Source organism: Xanthobacter pseudotagetidis (genome assembly GCF_043194795.2).
Taxonomy (GTDB): domain Bacteria; phylum Pseudomonadota; class Alphaproteobacteria; order Rhizobiales; family Xanthobacteraceae; genus Xanthobacter; species Xanthobacter tagetidis_A.
Genome location: NZ_CM195534.1, coordinates 599,763 through 616,534 on the forward strand (window position 1 = coordinate 599,763; position 16,772 = coordinate 616,534).

The 16,772-nt window shown below is 68.6% G+C and carries 16 protein-coding genes; 10 read left to right on the forward strand and 6 right to left on the reverse strand.

Going from position 1 to position 16,772, the window contains the following annotated elements; translation table 11 throughout:
- Positions 1 to 16: 16 nt before the first annotated feature.
- Positions 17 to 526: a prolyl-tRNA synthetase associated domain-containing protein gene (locus tag V5F67_RS02710; RefSeq protein WP_394021370.1), complete on the reverse strand. Its 510-nt coding sequence runs from the start codon at positions 524 to 526 to the stop codon at positions 17 to 19.
- A gap of 197 nt (positions 527 to 723) precedes the next feature.
- On the opposite strand from V5F67_RS02710, the gene V5F67_RS02715 reads away from it, so the two are divergent.
- From V5F67_RS02715 to V5F67_RS02725, 3 genes are all read left to right on the forward strand, one after another.
- Positions 724 to 1,674 (forward strand): hypothetical protein, encoded by a 951-nt coding sequence (locus tag V5F67_RS02715; RefSeq protein ID WP_394021369.1) that lies wholly within the window; start codon positions 724 to 726, stop codon positions 1,672 to 1,674.
- A 216-nt stretch (positions 1,675 to 1,890) separates the two neighbouring features.
- Positions 1,891 to 4,683, forward strand: a complete 2,793-nt coding sequence (gene ppc / locus V5F67_RS02720; RefSeq protein ID WP_394021368.1) for a phosphoenolpyruvate carboxylase — start codon at positions 1,891 to 1,893, stop codon at positions 4,681 to 4,683.
- A 144-nt stretch (positions 4,684 to 4,827) separates the two neighbouring features.
- Positions 4,828 to 5,700 (forward strand): type II toxin-antitoxin system death-on-curing family toxin, encoded by an 873-nt coding sequence (locus V5F67_RS02725; protein ID WP_394021367.1) that lies wholly within the window; start codon positions 4,828 to 4,830, stop codon positions 5,698 to 5,700.
- A 305-nt stretch (positions 5,701 to 6,005) separates the two neighbouring features.
- On the opposite strand, the gene hpt is transcribed toward V5F67_RS02725, so the two are convergent.
- Positions 6,006 to 6,542 (reverse strand): hypoxanthine phosphoribosyltransferase, encoded by a 537-nt coding sequence (gene hpt, locus V5F67_RS02730; protein ID WP_394021366.1) that lies wholly within the window; start codon positions 6,540 to 6,542, stop codon positions 6,006 to 6,008.
- A gap of 132 nt (positions 6,543 to 6,674) precedes the next feature.
- On the opposite strand from hpt, the gene ftsE reads away from it, so the two are divergent.
- The 5 genes from ftsE to V5F67_RS02755 all read left to right on the forward strand — a co-directional run bounded on the left by ftsE (position 6,675) and on the right by V5F67_RS02755 (position 10,434).
- On the forward strand, positions 6,675 to 7,334 hold the full coding sequence (gene ftsE / locus V5F67_RS02735; protein WP_121625033.1) for a cell division ATP-binding protein FtsE: 660 nt from the start codon (positions 6,675 to 6,677) through the stop codon (positions 7,332 to 7,334).
- Positions 7,321 to 8,295, forward strand: coding sequence for a cell division protein FtsX (locus V5F67_RS02740; RefSeq protein WP_394021365.1), 975 nt, complete (start codon positions 7,321 to 7,323; stop codon positions 8,293 to 8,295). Before ftsE ends, V5F67_RS02740 begins: the two co-directional genes overlap by 14 nt.
- A gap of 73 nt (positions 8,296 to 8,368) precedes the next feature.
- The gene (locus V5F67_RS02745; RefSeq protein ID WP_394021364.1) at positions 8,369 to 9,082 is read left to right on the forward strand and encodes a YdcF family protein; all 714 of its coding nucleotides are present in this window, start codon (positions 8,369 to 8,371) and stop codon (positions 9,080 to 9,082) included.
- A 52-nt stretch (positions 9,083 to 9,134) separates the two neighbouring features.
- Positions 9,135 to 9,887 (forward strand): lysophospholipid acyltransferase family protein, encoded by a 753-nt coding sequence (locus V5F67_RS02750; protein ID WP_394021453.1) that lies wholly within the window; start codon positions 9,135 to 9,137, stop codon positions 9,885 to 9,887.
- An 82-nt stretch (positions 9,888 to 9,969) separates the two neighbouring features.
- Complete coding sequence (locus V5F67_RS02755; protein ID WP_394021363.1) at positions 9,970 to 10,434, forward strand: hypothetical protein; 465 nt, start codon at positions 9,970 to 9,972, stop codon at positions 10,432 to 10,434.
- Positions 10,435 to 10,453: 19 nt separating this feature from the next.
- On the opposite strand, the gene V5F67_RS02760 is transcribed toward V5F67_RS02755, so the two are convergent.
- Positions 10,454 to 11,050, reverse strand: coding sequence for a gamma-glutamylcyclotransferase (locus tag V5F67_RS02760; RefSeq protein ID WP_394021362.1), 597 nt, complete (start codon positions 11,048 to 11,050; stop codon positions 10,454 to 10,456).
- Positions 11,051 to 11,141: 91 nt separating this feature from the next.
- Between V5F67_RS02760 and V5F67_RS02765 the strand changes: the two genes are divergently transcribed.
- Positions 11,142 to 12,236: a DUF2125 domain-containing protein gene (locus tag V5F67_RS02765; RefSeq protein WP_394021361.1), complete on the forward strand. Its 1,095-nt coding sequence runs from the start codon at positions 11,142 to 11,144 to the stop codon at positions 12,234 to 12,236.
- A gap of 10 nt (positions 12,237 to 12,246) precedes the next feature.
- On the opposite strand, the gene V5F67_RS02770 is transcribed toward V5F67_RS02765, so the two are convergent.
- Positions 12,247 to 13,860 (reverse strand): hypothetical protein, encoded by a 1,614-nt coding sequence (locus tag V5F67_RS02770; protein WP_394021360.1) that lies wholly within the window; start codon positions 13,858 to 13,860, stop codon positions 12,247 to 12,249.
- Positions 13,861 to 14,167: 307 nt separating this feature from the next.
- Here V5F67_RS02770 and argB point away from each other — a divergent pair, with 307 nt between their 5' ends.
- Positions 14,168 to 15,067, forward strand: coding sequence for an acetylglutamate kinase (gene argB, locus V5F67_RS02775; protein ID WP_394021359.1), 900 nt, complete (start codon positions 14,168 to 14,170; stop codon positions 15,065 to 15,067).
- A 161-nt stretch (positions 15,068 to 15,228) separates the two neighbouring features.
- Here argB and V5F67_RS02780 read toward each other — a convergent pair whose 3' ends face one another.
- On the reverse strand, positions 15,229 to 15,750 hold the full coding sequence (locus V5F67_RS02780; protein ID WP_394021358.1) for a GNAT family N-acetyltransferase: 522 nt from the start codon (positions 15,748 to 15,750) through the stop codon (positions 15,229 to 15,231).
- A 184-nt stretch (positions 15,751 to 15,934) separates the two neighbouring features.
- The gene (locus tag V5F67_RS02785; RefSeq protein WP_394021357.1) at positions 15,935 to 16,723 is read right to left on the reverse strand and encodes a Bax inhibitor-1/YccA family protein; all 789 of its coding nucleotides are present in this window, start codon (positions 16,721 to 16,723) and stop codon (positions 15,935 to 15,937) included.
- Between the last annotated feature and the right edge of the window lie 49 nt (positions 16,724 to 16,772).

Genomic DNA, 16,772 nt, shown 5'->3' on the forward strand with positions numbered 1-16,772 from the left:
CGGTCAGGCCGGGCGGTCAGGTCGGCGCCGGCGGCGGCAGGTCGATCTCCAGCGCCCGGTGGCCCGTCACCTTGAGGAATGTCTTCAGCGCCTCGGGCGTGAGCACGGTGGTGCGGGTGTTGGTGAGCGGATGGCAGCCGATGGCGGCGGCGCGCATCAGCGCGCGGTCGACCGCCACGTTCACCAGCCGCGCCTCGTCATTGACAAGAGCCAGCAGGCTCACCGATCCGGGCAGGACGCCGAGCATCTCGTAGAGCGCCTCGGGCGAGGCGAAGGAGAGCGAGCCGCGCGCGCCCAAGGGATCGCGCAGCGCCTTGAGGTTGACCGGCGCATCCTCGGCGACGCTCACGAGGAAGTACGTCTTCTTGCCGTCGCGCAGGAACAGGTTCTTGGTCTGGAGGCCGGGCAGGGCGCCGCGCAGCGCCTTGGATTCCGCCACCGTGTGCAGGGGCGGGTGATCGAAGGTCTCGGCCACGATCTGGTGGCGCGCGAGCAGGGCGAGGAGCGAATCGGGATCGTGGGGCATGGACCTGCAAGGCGTTTGACGGACCGCAATAGCCGCAGGTTTGCCCGCTCCGCAAGGCCATCGTCAAAGTATCTCTTCAGCAGTAGCTGCAACCGCGGGCGCATTTTGCTTTTCGATCGAGGTATGATGGGGTTAATCTCCAGTCGATCGCTGGCGGAGGCCGCCGTGATTTCCCCCGTGCGCCTGGATCGAGCTGCATGTCCCATTTGACGGGCGTGGCCTTCTTTGCCCCGCCGCCGACCGAGCCCCACGACGAAGCGGCGTCATGGCTCGCCGCCTGGACCGGTGCGGAGGCCCGAGCGCGGATCAGGGCCCATCCGCGCCTGCGGGAGGCCATGCACTCCTCCGCCGAAGGCATCGTCGCGCTGCATGACCGCAATCCGCTGCTCAACCGCATCCTCAACGACCGGGGGCGGACGGTGTTCGGCTTCTTCGTGCTCTATCTGGACGCCACGTCCGATGCCACGGGGGCGGGGCTCACGGCGGCCCGCATGGCGGCCCTGTGCCAGGAGACCGGCCTGTGCAGCCGCGGCCGTGCCAAGGCCCTGCTCGCGCTCATGCGATGGGGCGGATATCTGGAGCCGGCGGCGGGGCGCGGCGACCGGCGCGAGCGGCCGCTCGCGCCGACGGAGCGCATGCGCGAGCTGTTCCTGACGCGCTGGCGGGTGCAGTTCACGGCCCTGCGCGCGCTCGGCGGCACGGCGGACACGATCCTTGCCCGCCTCGACGAGCCCGGCTTCACCGCTCAGCTCGCGGTGCGCTTCGGCGCCGCCTATCGGGCCGGATACCGGGTGCTGGACCATGCGCCCATGGTCGCGCCCTATTGCGAGCGCGATGGCGGCATGATCGTGCTGTTCGCCCTCCTGTCGTCCGCGGCGCTCGGCGGACGGGCGCCCACGGCAACCGAGCTCGCCCGCCGCTTCACGCTGTCGCGCACCCATACGCTGCAGATCCTGCGCGATGCGGAGATCGCCGGCCTGGTGGTGCGGGCCGGCATCGTCGACGGCGGCGTGCCGCTCACCGGCGGCCCGGGCTTCGCCTTGTCGCCCGAGGGGTGGCGGGCGGTGGAGGCCTTCTTCGTCGCCGCTTTCGCCCTGTTCGAGTGCTGCGCCGCCTGGGCGCTGGCCGATCAGGCCGTTCCCGGATGAGGATGCGGCGCACAACATCTTTCGCTTCCGCACAATTCGCCTAGACTGTCCCGAGCATGAGGCGCGCCGGCACGGCGCGCTCGGAGGCCGGGCTCACATCGCCGCCGGGGGCGGCGCGGGCGTCGCCGGCTTGCTGGGATGGGCCCGTCACGGGCTCTCGGGTCGGATGGCGGGCCGGGAGCGGCCGGACGGGACATCTCCATGACGAGCGCGCGAATGACGAAGCCCGCGTTGGCGAACGCGGCGGAGATCGAGGCGGGGGGCGAGGCCAAGGACGCGCCGCTGCGCGAGGACATTCGCCGGCTCGGCCGCATCCTCGGCGACACGGTGCGCGAGCAGCAGGGCGAGGAGGTGTTTGACCTGGTGGAGCGCATCCGCCAGATCTCCATCCGCTTCCACCGCGACAGCGACGAGGCCGCGCGCGACGAGCTCGAAGGCCTGCTCGCGGGCCTCGATCCCGAGCGCGCGGTGGAGATCATCCGCGCCTTCAGCTACTTCTCGCACCTCGCCAACATCGCCGAGGACGAGCACCACATCCGCCGCAACCGCGCCCACGCCATCGCCGGCTCGGCGCCGCGCCCGGGCAGCCTCGCGCACGCCTTCGCCCACGCCCGCGAGAAGGGCATCTCGGCCGATGCGCTGATCGACTTCTTCGCCGGCGCCCATATGAGCCCGGTGCTCACGGCGCATCCCACCGAGGTGCGCCGCAAGAGCACGCTCAACCGCGAGATGGAGATCGCCGGCCTGCTGGAGCGCGCCGAGCGCATGGAGCAGACGCCCCAGGAGCAGGAGGAGCAGGAGGAACAGCTGCGGCGCGCGGTGCTGACGCTGTGGCAGACGGCGCTGCTGCGCCGCATCAAGCTCACCGTGCTCGACGAGGTGGCGAACGGCCTCAGCTATTACGACTACACCTTCCTCTCGCAGCTGCCGCGCCTCTATTGCCAGATCGAGGATCAGCTCGCGGGCATGGCCGGCGACGGGCGGGCGGTGGAGCTGCCTTCGTTCCTGCGCATCGGCAGCTGGATCGGCGGCGATCGCGACGGCAACCCGTTCGTCACCGCCGACGTGCTCGCGCAGACGGTGCGGATGCAGCGCGAGCGGGTGCTCGCCTATTACGACGCGGAGCTGCTGGCGCTGGGGGCGGAGCTGTCGCTCGCCGGACGCCTCGTCCCGGTGTCGCAGGAGCTGGCCGCGCTCGCCGCCGCCTCGCCCGACCGCTCGCTGGAGCATCGCGAGGAGCCGTACCGGCTGGTGCTCGCTTATGTGCGGGCCCGCCTTCAGGCCACCGCGCGCCACCTCGCCGGCGCGGGCGGCACGCAGCCGGCGTCCGATGCGCCGGCCGACCGCCCCTATGCCGGTCCCGCGGAGATGAAGGCGGACCTCGACGTCATCCACCGCTCGCTCGCTGCCAACGGCTCGGCGATCCTGGCTCGTGGGCGGCTGCGGCACCTGCGGCGCGCGGTGGACGGCTTCGGCTTCCACCTCGCCTGCGTGGACCTCAGGCAGAACTCCGACGTGCACGAGCGCGTCGTGGCGGAGCTGTTCGAGAAGGTCGCGCCCGGCACCAACTATCTCGGCCTCGCCGAGGGCGCGCGCATCGACCTGCTGCTGAAGGAGATCGCCACCGCCCGCCCGCTGGCCTCGCCGTTCGTGGACTATGGCGCGGAAACGGTCTCCGAACTCGCCATCCTGCGCACCGCCGCCGCGGCGCATGGGGCGCTCGGGCGGGAGGTGATCCCGAATGCCATCATCTCCAAGGCCGAGGGGGTGTCGGACCTCCTGGAGGTGGCGCTGCTGCTGAAGGAGGTGGGCCTCGTCTCCGCCGACGGCACCAGCGCGCTCAACATCATCCCGCTGTTCGAGACCATCGCCGACCTCCAGGCCTGCGCCGCGGTGATGGACCGCGCGCTCGCCATCCCCGCCTACCGCGCCCTGGTGAAGAGCCGCGGCGACGAGCAGGAGGTGATGCTCGGCTATTCCGACTCGAACAAGGACGGCGGCTTCGTCACCTCGGGCTGGGAACTCTACAAGGCCGAGATCGGCCTCATCGAGGTGTTCCGCAGGCACGGGGTGCGGCTGCGCCTGTTCCACGGCCGCGGCGGCTCGGTGGGGCGCGGCGGCGGGCCGAGCTACGACGCCATCCTCGCCCAGCCCGGCGGGGCGGTGAACGGGCAGATCCGCATCACCGAGCAGGGCGAGATCATCTCCTCCAAATACGCCAACCCGGACGTGGGCCGGCGCAACCTCGAAATCCTGGTCTCGGCGACCCTGGAGGCCTCGCTGCTCCAGCCGCAGCATGCCGCGCCGCGCCCGGAATTCCTGAGCGCCATGGAGGAGATCTCGGACGAGGCGTTCCGCGCCTATCGCCATCTCGTCTACGAGACCGAGGGGTTCGAGGATTATTTCTGGTCCTCCACCGTCATCTCCGAGATCGCGACCCTCAACATCGGCTCGCGCCCCGCCTCGCGGACGAAGACCCGCGCGATCACGGCGCTGCGCGCCATTCCCTGGGTGTTCTCCTGGGCCCAGTGCCGGCTGATGCTGCCGGCCTGGTACGGCTTCGGCACCGCGGTGGAGGCGTTCGCGGCGCGCCGGCCGGACTATGGCCTGTCGTTCCTCCAGGCCATGCACCGCGAGTGGCCGTTCTTCCGCGCGCTGCTCTCCAACATGGACATGGTGCTCTCCAAGAGCTCGCTGGCGGTGGCCTCGCGCTATGCCGAGCTGGTGCCGGACGCGCGGCTGCGCGCTGAGATCTTCGGCCGCATCAAGGCCGAGTACGAGCTGACCATCGCCCACCTGCTCGCCATCATGGGGCAGTCGCGGCTGCTGGAGGGCAATCCGCTGCTCGACCGCTCCATCCGCAACCGCTTTCCCTATCTCGACCCGCTGAACCATCTGCAGATCGAGCTCCTGAAGCTCAACCGGAGCGAGGGCGGCGACGAAAAGGTGCTGCACGGCATCCAGCTCACCATCAACGGCATCTCGGCGGGCCTGCGCAATTCAGGCTGAGCGGGCGGCAAGCTTGGATGTTGCAAGGATGGCTGAGCTCAGGCCATCCGTTTTGACTTTCCACGACCAGCAAATTGGCTCATAGTTCCTAGCTCGTTTCAGAAAATAAACTGACGCGCTTTGTATTGCGTAGGGGAGGGAAAAATGAAAGAAAATGACGTTATACAACATATTAAATCTGAACATGACCGGTGGATTAAGACCATTGGAATGGCAGATCCATATCTGGATCGCGTGACCATTGGTATTCACGAAGTTTTACAAGCACATTTTTTGTTAGCTGAATATTTTGCAACAAAGGGCGAGGGAATAGGTGGTTTAGGTCCAAAGAATATTGACTTACTTCATTCGGCGCTGTCGCGGCAATTTGTTCAGTACGGCGGTAAACCAAAATGGAAAAATGGCATCGATATATGTGCGACCCTGATGTTTGGGTTAATTAAAAATCATCCGTTTCACGATGCCAATAAAAGAACGGCATTCCTAACATCTATTCTTCATCTTCAGAAAATTGGAAGAACGCCAACAATAAAAGATCTTGAATACGAAGATTTTACCGTTAATATCGCAGAAAATAATCTCGACATATATGATTTTAGTAAAAGAATAGATGCCCCCTCTCCTGATCGTGAAATAATGATAATATCCCATTTTCTGAAGCGGGGAACGAGAGAAATAAGCCTTAAAAATAAGTTTATTACATATAATGAACTAAAATTACTTCTATCTAAGCGGGGATTGGGGCTCGAAAAGCCGAATGGAAATAGAATTGATTTAGTACGATATGTTGATACTGATGGAGAAACGATGCTTGATCGACCTAAAAGGATTGCTCATATTGGATTTCACGGCTGGTCTAAAGAAGTTAGCGCAAAGGATATAGGAATTGTTAGAGAGTCTGCGCGGTTGGATGCGCGCCATGGATATGATTCGCAGTCATTTTTTAATGGTCTTGATGACCCATTGACCCTGATCCGAAAATACAAGGAGCCGCTTGAAAGGCTCGCGTTTCGCTAAAGAGGTCATTAGGACTTAGAGCCTGTTTGGAAATTCGAGATTGGGCGCTGGCCCCGTTTCCCCGTCATGCCCGGGCTTGTCCCGGGCATCCACGCCCAGAGGCTGAGGAAGACATTGGAAAGTCCGGAACATCGGCCCGGCGTGGATGGCCGGGACAAGCCCGGCCATGACTGCTTGTGTGGACGTGTGGCGCCGTGAACGGCGACATTCTTGGCATTTCCAAACAGGCTCTTAGATCTCGGGGGGTGAAGCGTTTGTCTGTGCATTCTTAGTCGCTGCGCCGTCCATCTAACCTCGCGCCGCCGCTATTCCACGCCCTGGATATGGCCGATGAAAGGAAGCTGGCGGCAGGCGTGGGCGACATCCATGCCGTAGCCCACCACGAACACGTCCGGGCAGGCGAAGCCCACGAAGTCGGCGTCGATCTGCACCGCCCGCTTGCCGGGCTTCTCCAGCAGCACGCACACCAGCACCCGCCGCGCGCCGCGCGCCATCAGCAGGTCCTTGGCGAAGGCGAGGGTGCGGCCCGATTCGAGGATGTCGTCGATCAGCAGCACGTCGCGGTCGCGCACGTCGCTCTCGATGTCCTTCAGGATCTCCACCTGGCCCGATGAAATCGTGGCGTCCCGGTAGGAGGACAGGTGCACGAACTCCACCTCGGGCGTGAGGCCGGAGGCGTGGAGCGCGCGCAGCAGGTCGGCGGCGAACATGAACGAGCCCTTCAGCACCGCGACCGCCAGGAGGCGCTCGGGCCGTGCCTGCGCGATCTCGGCGGCAAGGGCGTGGTTGCGGGCAGCGATGCGGTTCTCGTCGTAAAGGACTGTGATGTTGGGCAGCGGCATGGTTCCTCGTCAGGGGAAGGCCGAGCATGGACCGGCGGTCCCGCCTCGTCCAGGGGCGGGCGGTTTCGCCGCGCCGCGCTTGGTTTATGGTTGTCCTCGTGCGCCTTGGACGATTCGCGGGGGTTGGCGGCGGTGGTCCGGTTCGAAAATGTGGGATTGCGCTACGGGATGGGCCCGGAAGTGCTGAAGGACGTGTCCTTCGGCATCGAGCCCAATTCGTTCCAGTTCCTCACCGGGCCGTCGGGCGCGGGCAAGACCACGCTGATGCGGCTGATGTTCCTGTCGCTGAAGCCGACCCGCGGGCTCATCACCCTGTTCGGGCGCGACGTGTCCTCGCTCGACCCGGACGAGGTGGCGGTGCTGCGCCGGCGCATCGGCATCGTGTTCCAGGATTTCCGCCTGCTCGACCATCTCACCACCTACGAGAACGTGGCCCTGCCGCTGCGCGTGCTCGGCAAGGAGGAGACCAGTTACCGCGCCGAGGTGACGGAATTGCTTCAGTGGGTGGGGCTGGGCGACCGCATGGACGTGCTGCCCCCCGTGCTCTCCGGCGGCGAGAAGCAGCGCGCCGCCATCGCCCGCGCGCTCATCGGCCGGCCGGAATTCCTGCTCGCCGACGAGCCCACCGGCAATGTGGACCCGACGCTGGCGCGGCGCCTGCTGCGCCTGTTCATCGAGCTCAACAAGTCGGGCACCTCGGTCTTGATCGCCACCCACGACATCGCGCTGATGGACCAGTTCGACGCGCGGCGTCTCGTGATCGCGGATGGACGGCTCTATGTCTACGACTGAGACCGAGCGCGTCGAGATGGCCATCTCCGGCGCCCCTCCCGGGATGGCGGGCAAGCCGGCGCGTCCCTCGCGCGCCGCCGCCATCGTGCCGCGCGCCACCGTCGCCGGGCGGGCGCTGGTGGCGGTGGTGGCGATCATGACCTTCCTCGCCTCGCTCACCATCGGCACCGCGCTCGCGGTGCGCGCCACCGCCACCACGTGGCGCGCCGACGTCAAGCGCGAGGTGACGATCCAGATCCGCGCCGGCGAGAAGGCGGCGACCGACGGCCAGGTGCAGGCGGCGGTCGACCTCGCCAGGTCCACCCCCGGCATCGCCGCCGTCCACGTGCTGACGCCGGAGGAGACCTCCCGCCTGCTTGAGCCGTGGCTTGGCGCGGGACTGGACCTCGCCGACCTGCCGGTTCCGCGCGTCGTCGTCCTCAGCCTCGACGGCAGCGGCCGGGTCGACCTTGCGCGCCTGAAGCGCACCCTGTCCGACCGCATTCCCACCGCCACGCTGGACGACCATCGCGCCTGGTCCGAGCGGCTCGGCCTGATGGCGCAGGGCGTCACCGTCACCGGCATCGGCCTTCTGGCGCTGGTGGCGCTCGCCACCATCCTGACGGTGGTGTTCGCCACCCGCGCGGCGGTGGCGACCAACCGTTCCGTGGTCGAGGTCCTGCACTTCGTCGGCGCGCGGGATGGCTTCATCGCCGCCCAGTTTCAGCGCCATTTCCTGCGCATCGGCGCCGAGGGCGGGCTGATCGGCGGGCTGTCGGCCTGCGCCATCTTCCTCGCCGTCGCGTTCCTGCCGCGCTCGGGCCTCCTGCCCGTAGGGGAGGACCAGTCGGCCTTCCTCGGCTGGCTCGATCCGGGGCCGCTCGGCTTCGCCGGCATCGGCCTCGCGGTGGTGACGGTTGCGCTCGCCACCGCGCTCACCTCCCGGGTGACCGTTTACCGAACGCTGAGGACGATTCAATGATCCGCGCGGTGCCATGCGGCCGGCCGCGGCGATGTCCTCGCGAGCGCCGCATTCGCGCGCCATGGTCAGTGCCATGAGCCTGTCCAACGGAGCCCTGGCCCCGCGCCGGGCGGAAAAGGATACCGAAGCGGAGCGAATCCGCAGGCCGCGCACGCTGCTGCGCCGCGCCGTGACGCTCGTGGTCCTGGCGGCGGGCCTTGCCGGGGTGGCGGGCCTCGCCTGCTTCCTCGTCTTCACCGCCCAGATCGCGACCCGCGAGCCCTCCAGCGTCAAGAAGGCCGATGCCATCGTGGTGCTCACCGGCGGCGCCACGCGCATTCCCGACGCCTTGACGCTGCTGGCGGACGGCCATGGCCGGCGCCTGCTCATCACCGGCGTCAATCCCGCGACCTCGCCCGACATGCTGCGCGAGAGCCTGCCGGAGGGCGATGCCGACCGGCTCATCGCCTGCTGCGTCGATCTCGGTCACAAGGCCCTGAACACGCTGGGCAATGCCATCGAGGCGGCGGAATGGACCCGCAGCCAGCGCTTCCGCTCGATCCTGGTGGTGACGAGCTCCTGGCACATGCCGCGGGCGATGCTGGAGCTGGAGCGCGCCTTGCCCGAGGTGGAGTTTGTGCCCTATCCCGTGGTCTCCACGCGGATGCAGGCGGAGCAATGGTGGCGCGATCCCCCGACCTTGAAGCTGGTCCTCAAGGAATTCCTCAAGTACGTCATGGCGGCGGCGAAGATCCGGCCCGCCCAGGCGGTGGCTGCGCCCGGCGCGCAGGCGCGCGTGGGGCCGTGACCTTCCGCATGGCGCGGCGCGCGCCTGGGTGCCCGGGAGCGCGCCCGTGAGGATGCTGCGCTCGGCCCTGTTCCAGGCGGCCTTCTACGGCGTCACGCTGCTCTGCATGCTGGTCTTCCTGCCGGCGCTGCCATTCATCTCGCGCCGGACCCTATGGCGGACGGGGGTCATGGCCTGGGTCCGCGCGGTCGCGTTCCTGCTGCGGGTGCTGGTGGGCATCCGCGCCGAGGTGCGCGGGACCGAGAACATCCCCCCCGGGCCGCTGCTGATCGCGGCCAAGCACCAGTCGGCATGGGAGACGCTGGCGCTGCTGCCGTATTTCTCGGACCCCGCCTTCATCCTCAAGCGCGAGCTGATGATGATCCCGATCTTCGGCTGGTTCGCCGCCAAGGCGCGCATGATCCCCGTGGACCGCTCCGCCGGGTCGAGCGCGCTGAAGGCCATGACGCGCACCGCGCGCGCCGAGATCGCCGACGGCCGGCAGATCCTGATCTTCCCCGAAGGCACGCGCCGTCCGCCGGGGGCGCCGCCGGCCTACAAGTTCGGCGTCGCGCACCTCTATTCCAGCCTCAAGGTGCCGTGCCTGCCGGTGGCGCTCAATTCCGGGCTCTACTGGCCGCGGCGGGCGCTGAACTTCCGGCCCGGCACGATCCAGGTGGAGTTCCTGCCGCCGGTGCCGCCGGGTCTGCGGCGGGAGGAGTTCATGACCCGCATCGAGCACGACATCGAGACCGCCAGCGACCGGCTTCTGGCGCAGGGCCGCGCCGCGCTGGGCGAGGTCCGCGCGTCCGGCGGCGGCGGGTGAAGCGGGGGACGGAAAGATCCCGTTATCCACACTCTGTGGAAAACTCTTGAAGCCCCGCAGTCGTCGTTCTAGTTTCGTTCTCATGAACGCGACTGATTCGCTCCTCCTTCCCCTGGCCGATGCGGGCCGGCTCAACGGCTTGAAGAACGGCGCCCTCGGCGCGCGCTACCGCTTCTGGCGGGACGCGGACGGCGTCCGCCATGTGTTCTCGGTCTATCCGGCCGACCAGGCGCCCGATTATCCGGACGCCATCGCCCTCGTCGCCAGGCGCACGCCGGCGGGCCCCATCGCCATGTGGGCCGGACGGCCCGGCGCGGATGCCCGGCGCATGGCCGAGCGCCTCGATGCCGATGAGATTCACATCCACGTGTTCGGGGACGAGCCGGCCCCGGCCTTGCGCGGCCTGATCCGCGAGCGTGCGCCTTTGGAGCGTGCGCCCTTGGAGCGAGCCACCAAGGAGCGAGCCACCATGGAGCGCGCGACCCCGCGCCCGCTCGACGGCGCCGCGACGCTCGGCTTGCGCATCGCCCGGCGCGCGGCCGCCTGAGCGGGCGTCGCGGGTTCGGTCAGGCGCCGGTGTGGCCCGGACGCAGATGGTGGGCGATCCAGGCGAGGTCGGGATCGGCAAGGCCCAGCGCCTCCAGCGCCGACACCGTCGCCACCACGTAGTCCACGTTCGGGCCCGACTTGCCGTGCGAGCGCCGCACCAGCGCCAGTTGCTCCTCGAGGCCGAGGCCCTTGGCGTACTGGGGGTGGGCGCGGTTCACCACATAGGCCAGCGCCGGCTCGGTGCGGCGCGAGCCGTCGAGCAGCTGGACCCGCCGCGTGCATTCGCGATAGACGCCCGAAATCTGCTCGCGCTCGGTCAGATAGGCATGCACGGACGGCCAGTCCGCCGCCGCGACGCGGTAGGCGATGCCCCGGCATGACCCGCCCAAATCCAGCCCCAGCACCAGCCCCGGATGCTCCGGCGTGCCGCGGTGGTGGAACGAATAGACGCACAGCGCCCGGTGGGCGCCGATCAGCCGCGCCTCGCACCGCTCCGCGAAGGCGAAGCCGGGGTTCCACATCAGGGAGCCGTACGCGAACACCCAGGTGTCGTGGGACGGTCCGGTGCGCGGCTCGGTGGGGCGATCGATCGGCGGCACCGGATCGGGCGGCATGGGGGCAAGGTCCGCAGGGAACGTTGACAGATGGCGAAGAGCGTCGCCTAACAGCGCCGGAGCCCCGCCGCAAGCACGAGCCAGGTCGCCCATGTCCGATGAAGCCGCACCGCCCGCCCGCAGGAAGTCCTGGATCGTCTTCGTTCCACTGGGGCTGCTTCTGCTGATCGCCGTGATCTGGAGCGGGGTGTGGTTCTATGCCTCCGGCCGCGCCGAGCGCGAGATCGACGCCTGGGTCGCGCGCGAGGCACGCCTCGGCCGGATCTGGAACTGCGGCGAGCGCCATCTCGCCGGCTACCCGTTCCGCTTCGAGCTGAAGTGCCGGGGGCCGAGCCTGGAGACGCGCGGGGGCGATCCCATCATCATCACCGCCGCGTCGGCCCAGGCCGTGGCCCAGATCTGGGCCCCGAACCACATCGTCGCCGAGTTCCAGCCGCCGGCGCGGGTGGTGGACCGCGGCAGCGGCAAGAGCTACGCCGCCACCTGGTCGCTGCTGCAGATGAGCGGCGTCGGCGACCTGTCCGGACAGCCGCAGCGCTTCTCGGTTCAGGTCACGGAGCCGCGCCTGGACGAGGCGCAGGACGCTGGCCAGACGCCAGGGGCACCGGCAGCCGTCCAGGCGGCGGCGGGAACGCTTCTCGGCGCGCATCTGGTCGAGTTCCACGTGCGCCGCACGCCGGCGGCGAATGGCACCCTCGACAATGTCGACTTCGCCTTCGGCGCCAAGAACGCCCGCGCGGCGGTGCTGGATCGCGCCGGCAGTCCCGGCCCGCTCGACATGACCGTCCAGGGCACCGTCACCGCGGCGGCGGACCTGCGTCCCATGCCGGTGGAGCAGCGCCTGAAGGCGTGGGCCGCCGCGGGCGGGGTCGCCCGCCTGGAGCGCCTGGCGCTGACCACCCCCACCGTGGCGGCGACCGCGTCCGGCGTTGTGTCGGTGGATCCGGCCGGGCTGGTCAACGGCAAGCTCGATCTCGGCTTCGCCGGCTTCCAGGACCTGGTGGCGGGCCTCGGCCGCGCCGGCGCCATCCCGTCCGATCTCGCCCCCATCGTCGGCGCGCTGGCCATGGTGGGCAAGCCGACCACCGTGGAGGGCCGCAAGGGGGTGAGCTACGCCCTGTCGTTCAACAAGGGCGCGCTGCGGTTCGGCCCGCTGCAGGTGGGCTTCGTGCCGCCGCTGTTCTGAGGCGCGCCGGTCAGCTGCCGGGTGGAATCACCTTGAAGAGCTGGAACCGCTCGCCCTCGAACACGAGCTTCAGCCGGTCCGGGTCGGGGTTCGGCGCCCCGCGCTCGGTGAACAGCAGGTAGACATAGTCGAAATGCTGGGGCCACAGGTCCCAGTAGCGCGGGCCGTCCATCGTCGGCTCGTCCTCGGCGATCAGCAGCTGCTCCAGCTGCGGCGGCGTGCCGTCCTCGGTGTCCACGGTGTAGAAATAGGGCCGGTTGGCGCGCAGGATCTGCTTGCCCTTCACCGTGAAGGCGGTGGTGACCAGCGACGACTTCTCGATCATGGCGAGGCAGGCCGCATGCATGAGGCCGAGGTCGCGCACGTCCTCGCCGCCATTGACGTCGGCGTAGGCCACCAGCACCCGCGAGCCGGGCTTGATGTCGTCGACCGAGCGGCGGAAGTTGACGGTCCAGCGGGTGAGCTGGTCCCACACCACCTGGACCTCGGCGACGCGGACGCCGACCATCACCAGCAGCACCACCAGGAAGCCGCGCCGGGCCAGCCTGTGCCTGAGGTCGACGCTGATGGTGGCGAGCACCATGAAGGCGATGGCCACCGGAATGCGCTGGTCGGCCATGTAGGTGGCGAAGGCGACGCGCGGCATGGCGAGATAGACCGCCCCGGCGACCAGGAGCAGCGGCGCCAGCAGCGGGTGGAAGCGCAGCAGCCGGTGCCGCGCCGCCCAGATGCCGGCGGCCACGACCACCGCCGTGAGCGCGAACGCCACATAGTCGAAGTACACGTTGAAGATGAGCTCGACGCCCTCGATCTTGCCCTTCGGCTCCCAGTAGTTCTCGCCCGAGAGGCCCCAGGTGGGGCTCGCCAGCATCAGCGGGCCCACCAGCGCGAACGGCAGCCCGGCGGCCACGAACGCGGCGAGCCGCGGTGCCAGCGGCCGCCCGCGGCCCTGCCACAGGCGCAGCACCTCGTAGGCGAGCAGGCCGATGCCGTAGATGCCGGCCGCCACCAGGTGACAGAAGAACAGCGCCACGACGAAGGCGGTCGAGACCAGGTAGCGCCAGGGCCAGGCCTTGTCGCGGAGGGCCACCCAGGCGGCAAGGGCGCACAAGGCGAGGCCGATGCCGAAATAGTAGTTCATCACGCCGATGAGGAAGACGCCGTTGTAGAGCAGCGGGAAGGCAAGCAGCTGCACCGACGACCAGCGCCCGAACAGCGCCCGGTGCAGCGCCATGGTGCCGCCGGCGATGAGCGCGAAGCACATCAGCGTGTAGACCTCGCCTGCCGCATAGATGTTGGTGACGCGGTCGATCAGCGGCACCAGGAGATCCATCATCAGGTTCGGGATCACCGCCCATTCCAGGTGGTAGAAGCGCGCGAGGTCGGCATCCTGCGGCAGGACGGCGATCACGTGCATGCGGGCAAGGTGGTTCACGTAGTCCGACAGCGGCGGGATCGGATGGGTGACGATCGGGATCGCCACCAGCGCGAGGCCGATGAGGAAGGCGGCGGCGATGACGCGGCCCGGCAGATCGTGCGGCGGCCTCGCCGGCAGAGCGGGGTGGGCCGCCCGCGGCGGCGTGCTGCCGGCGGGCGGCGCGGAGGAGGCGGCTCGAGCGTCCATGGAAGGGGTTCCGCGGGGGACAACGGCAGCCTGATCCGCGCCGCGCGCCGATGCGCCGGAACGGATGCCGCCTCAAGCGCGCTGATGACATGGAGATTGTGGTGGAGCCAAGGCCCGCCGGTGACGGCCGGGCGATATTTTGCGCCCTTCCACTACGTCGCCCGCGCCGCCGCGGCGGTCTTTCCCGGCGCAGGCGAACCGGCTAGAAGGGCGGCGTCCGGCGCGCGCCGGACGCTGGAGCACCCACCGATCAGGGTGAGCCTTTTCGGCCGGGCTCCAGGCCGACATCCCCGAGAGCGAGCCTTTCATGAGCGAGCCGTTCCCCGCCAACGAGGCGCACCTTCAGGCCGAGGTCCTCGCCCGCGCGCTGCCGCACATGCAGCGCTACGACGATGCCGTCGTGGTGGTGAAGTATGGCGGCCACGCCATGGGCGACGAGCAGGTGGCCCGTCATTTCGCGCAGGACATCGTGCTGCTGGAGCAGGCCGGCGTGAACCCGGTGGTGGTGCACGGCGGCGGGCCGCAGATCGGCGCCATGCTGGAGAAGCTCGGCATCAAGTCGCAGTTCGCGGCCGGGCTGCGCATCACCGACAAGGCGACGGTGGAGATCGTCGAGATGGTGCTCGCCGGCTCCATCAACAAGCAGATCGTCGGCTTCATCAACGAGGCGGGCGGCAAGGCCATCGGCCTGTGCGGCAAGGACGGCAACATGGTGCGCGCCCGGAAGGCGACGCGCACCCTGGTCGATCCGGACAGCAAGATCGAGCAGGTGGTGGACCTCGGCTTCGTCGGCGAGCCGGACACCGTGGACACCATGGTGCTCGACCAGATCCTCGGCCGCGAGCTGATTCCGGTGCTGGCGCCGGTGGCGGCGGCGGTGGACGGCGGCACCTACAACGTGAACGCCGACACCTTCGCCGGCGCCATCGCCGGCGCGCTGGGCGCCAAGCGCCTGCTGCTGCTCACCGACGTGCCGGGCGTGCTCGACAAGTCGAAGACGCTGATCCCGAAGCTCACCATCGCCGAAGCCCACGCCCTGATCGCCGATGGCACCATCTCCGGCGGCATGATCCCGAAGGTGGAGACCTGCATCTACGCGCTGGAGCAGGGGGTCGAGGGGGTGGTGATCCTCGACGGCAAGGTGCCCCACGCGGTGCTGCTGGAGCTGCTCACCGACCACGGCGCCGGCACGCTCATCACCCGCTGACCGGCGGGTGGCGCTTCGCGTCATTTGGGATCGCGCTCCAGCGCCGTCATGCTCCGGCTTGGCCGGAGCATCCATCGCCGGGTGGTGCGGCAGGGGGCTGCCGGTCGAACCGGAGGGCGACGGCGCGTGGAATCCGGTGCTCGCGGGCAATGGGCCGCCGCTCACATCCCCGGAATGTCGCTGTCGCCGGGCCCCAGCGGGCGCTGCATGAGCACGGTGTCCACCCAGCGCCCGAACTTCAGCCCGGTGGCGGCCAGCGTGCCCGTGTGGGCGAAGCCGCAGGCGCGGTGCAGGGCAATGGAGCCTTCGTTGGCGCTGTCGCCGATCACCGCCACCATCTGGCGGTAGCCGCGCCGCTCGCAGGCGGCGATCAGCTCATCCAGCAGCGCCCGGCCGATGCCGCGCCCGTGGAAGCCCGGCGCCACATAGATGGAATCCTCCACCGTGTGCCGGTAGGCCGCGCGCGGGCGGAAGGCGCTGGCATAGGCATAGCCGGCGAAGGCGCCGTCGATCTCGGCGGCGAGATAGGGATAGCCCTGCTCGTCGATCGCCGCCATGCGGCGCGCCATCTCCTCCCGGCCGGGCGGCACCAGCTCGAAGCTCGCCGTGCCCTCGCGCACGGCCTCGGCATAGATGGCGGTGATGGCGTCGAGGTCGGCGGCGGTGGCGGCGCGGATGTGCATGGCGGAGGGGATGCGGGAGCGGGCGGCAGAGAAGGGCGGCAGGAAAGGGCGGCAGGAAAGGGCGGCAGGAAAGGGCGGCAGGAAAGGGCGGGCCGAGCATATCGCCGCCCGCTCAAGCAGAAAAGCCCCGGCCGGGGGCCGGGGCTTCTCCTCGTCTCGCGAGAGCCGGCCTTGCGGCCCGGGCTCAGTCCTGGCTGCGGCCGCCGAACAGCTGCAGCAGCATCATGAACAGGTTGATGAAGTCCAGATAGAGCGCGAGCGCGCCCATGATGGCCTTCTTGCCCATGACGGCGGTGTCGTCGCCGGCGAAGTACATCTCCTTGATGCGCTGGGTGTCGTAGGCGGTGAGGCCCGCGAACACCAGGACACCCACCACGGACACGATGAACTGGAGCATCGAGGAGCCGAGGAAGATGTTCACGATCGAGGCGATGATGATGCCGAACAGGCCCATCATCAGGAACGAGCCCATGCCGGAGAGGTCACGCTGCGTGGTGTAGCCGTAGAGGCTCAGCGCGCCGAACGAGGCGGCGGTGATGAAGAACACCCGGACGATGCTCTCGTGGGTGTACACGAGGAAGATCGTCGACAGCGAGACGCCCACCAGCGCCGCGTAGACCCAGAAGGTGATCTGGGCCGCGGACACGCTCATGCGCTCCACCCGGAAGCTCAGGAAGAACACCGCGGCGAGAGGCGCGAGCATCACCACCCACTTCAGCGGGCTGATGAACAGCGTGTAGCCGAACTGGGTCAGCATGATGCCGCCGGCCACCCGGCCCACCGCCTGGCTCGGATCGGTCGTGACCGAGAGCAGGTAGACGCCGAGCGCGGCCGCGCCGGTGATGGCGAGGCCGAGCGCCATGTAGTTGTAGACGCTCAGCATATAAGAGCGGAGGCCCTGGTCGATCGCGGCCTCCGAGCGCGCCACCGTCGTGTTCCAACGCCCGGCGACGTTGCGATCATAATCGGACATCGTCGTTCCCCTTAAAGAGTTCTCTGACCGCCCGCGCCGCAGGGGCCCA

Excerpts from the sequence above, each read along its gene's own strand:
- V5F67_RS02740 (WP_394021365.1), top strand. The coding sequence starts at position 7,321 with ATGTCTACGACTGAGACCGAGCGCGTCGAGATGGCCATCTCCGGCGCC.
- V5F67_RS02785 (WP_394021357.1), bottom strand. The coding sequence starts at position 16,723 with ATGTCCGATTATGATCGCAACGTCGCCGGGCGTTGGAACACGACGGTG.
- V5F67_RS02765 (WP_394021361.1), top strand. The coding sequence starts at position 11,142 with ATGTCCGATGAAGCCGCACCGCCCGCCCGCAGGAAGTCCTGGATCGTC.
- V5F67_RS02750 (WP_394021453.1), top strand. The coding sequence starts at position 9,135 with ATGCTGCGCTCGGCCCTGTTCCAGGCGGCCTTCTACGGCGTCACGCTG.
- V5F67_RS02725 (WP_394021367.1), top strand. The coding sequence starts at position 4,828 with ATGAAAGAAAATGACGTTATACAACATATTAAATCTGAACATGACCGG.
- ppc (WP_394021368.1), top strand. The coding sequence starts at position 1,891 with ATGACGAAGCCCGCGTTGGCGAACGCGGCGGAGATCGAGGCGGGGGGC.
- argB (WP_394021359.1), top strand. The coding sequence starts at position 14,168 with ATGAGCGAGCCGTTCCCCGCCAACGAGGCGCACCTTCAGGCCGAGGTC.
- V5F67_RS02770 (WP_394021360.1), bottom strand. The coding sequence starts at position 13,860 with ATGGACGCTCGAGCCGCCTCCTCCGCGCCGCCCGCCGGCAGCACGCCG.
- V5F67_RS02780 (WP_394021358.1), bottom strand. The coding sequence starts at position 15,750 with ATGCACATCCGCGCCGCCACCGCCGCCGACCTCGACGCCATCACCGCC.
- V5F67_RS02745 (WP_394021364.1), top strand. The coding sequence starts at position 8,369 with ATGAGCCTGTCCAACGGAGCCCTGGCCCCGCGCCGGGCGGAAAAGGAT.
- hpt (WP_394021366.1), bottom strand. The coding sequence starts at position 6,542 with ATGCCGCTGCCCAACATCACAGTCCTTTACGACGAGAACCGCATCGCT.
- V5F67_RS02710 (WP_394021370.1), bottom strand. The coding sequence starts at position 526 with ATGCCCCACGATCCCGATTCGCTCCTCGCCCTGCTCGCGCGCCACCAG.
- V5F67_RS02760 (WP_394021362.1), bottom strand. The coding sequence starts at position 11,050 with ATGCCGCCCGATCCGGTGCCGCCGATCGATCGCCCCACCGAGCCGCGC.
- V5F67_RS02715 (WP_394021369.1), top strand. The coding sequence starts at position 724 with ATGTCCCATTTGACGGGCGTGGCCTTCTTTGCCCCGCCGCCGACCGAG.
- V5F67_RS02755 (WP_394021363.1), top strand. The coding sequence starts at position 9,970 with ATGAACGCGACTGATTCGCTCCTCCTTCCCCTGGCCGATGCGGGCCGG.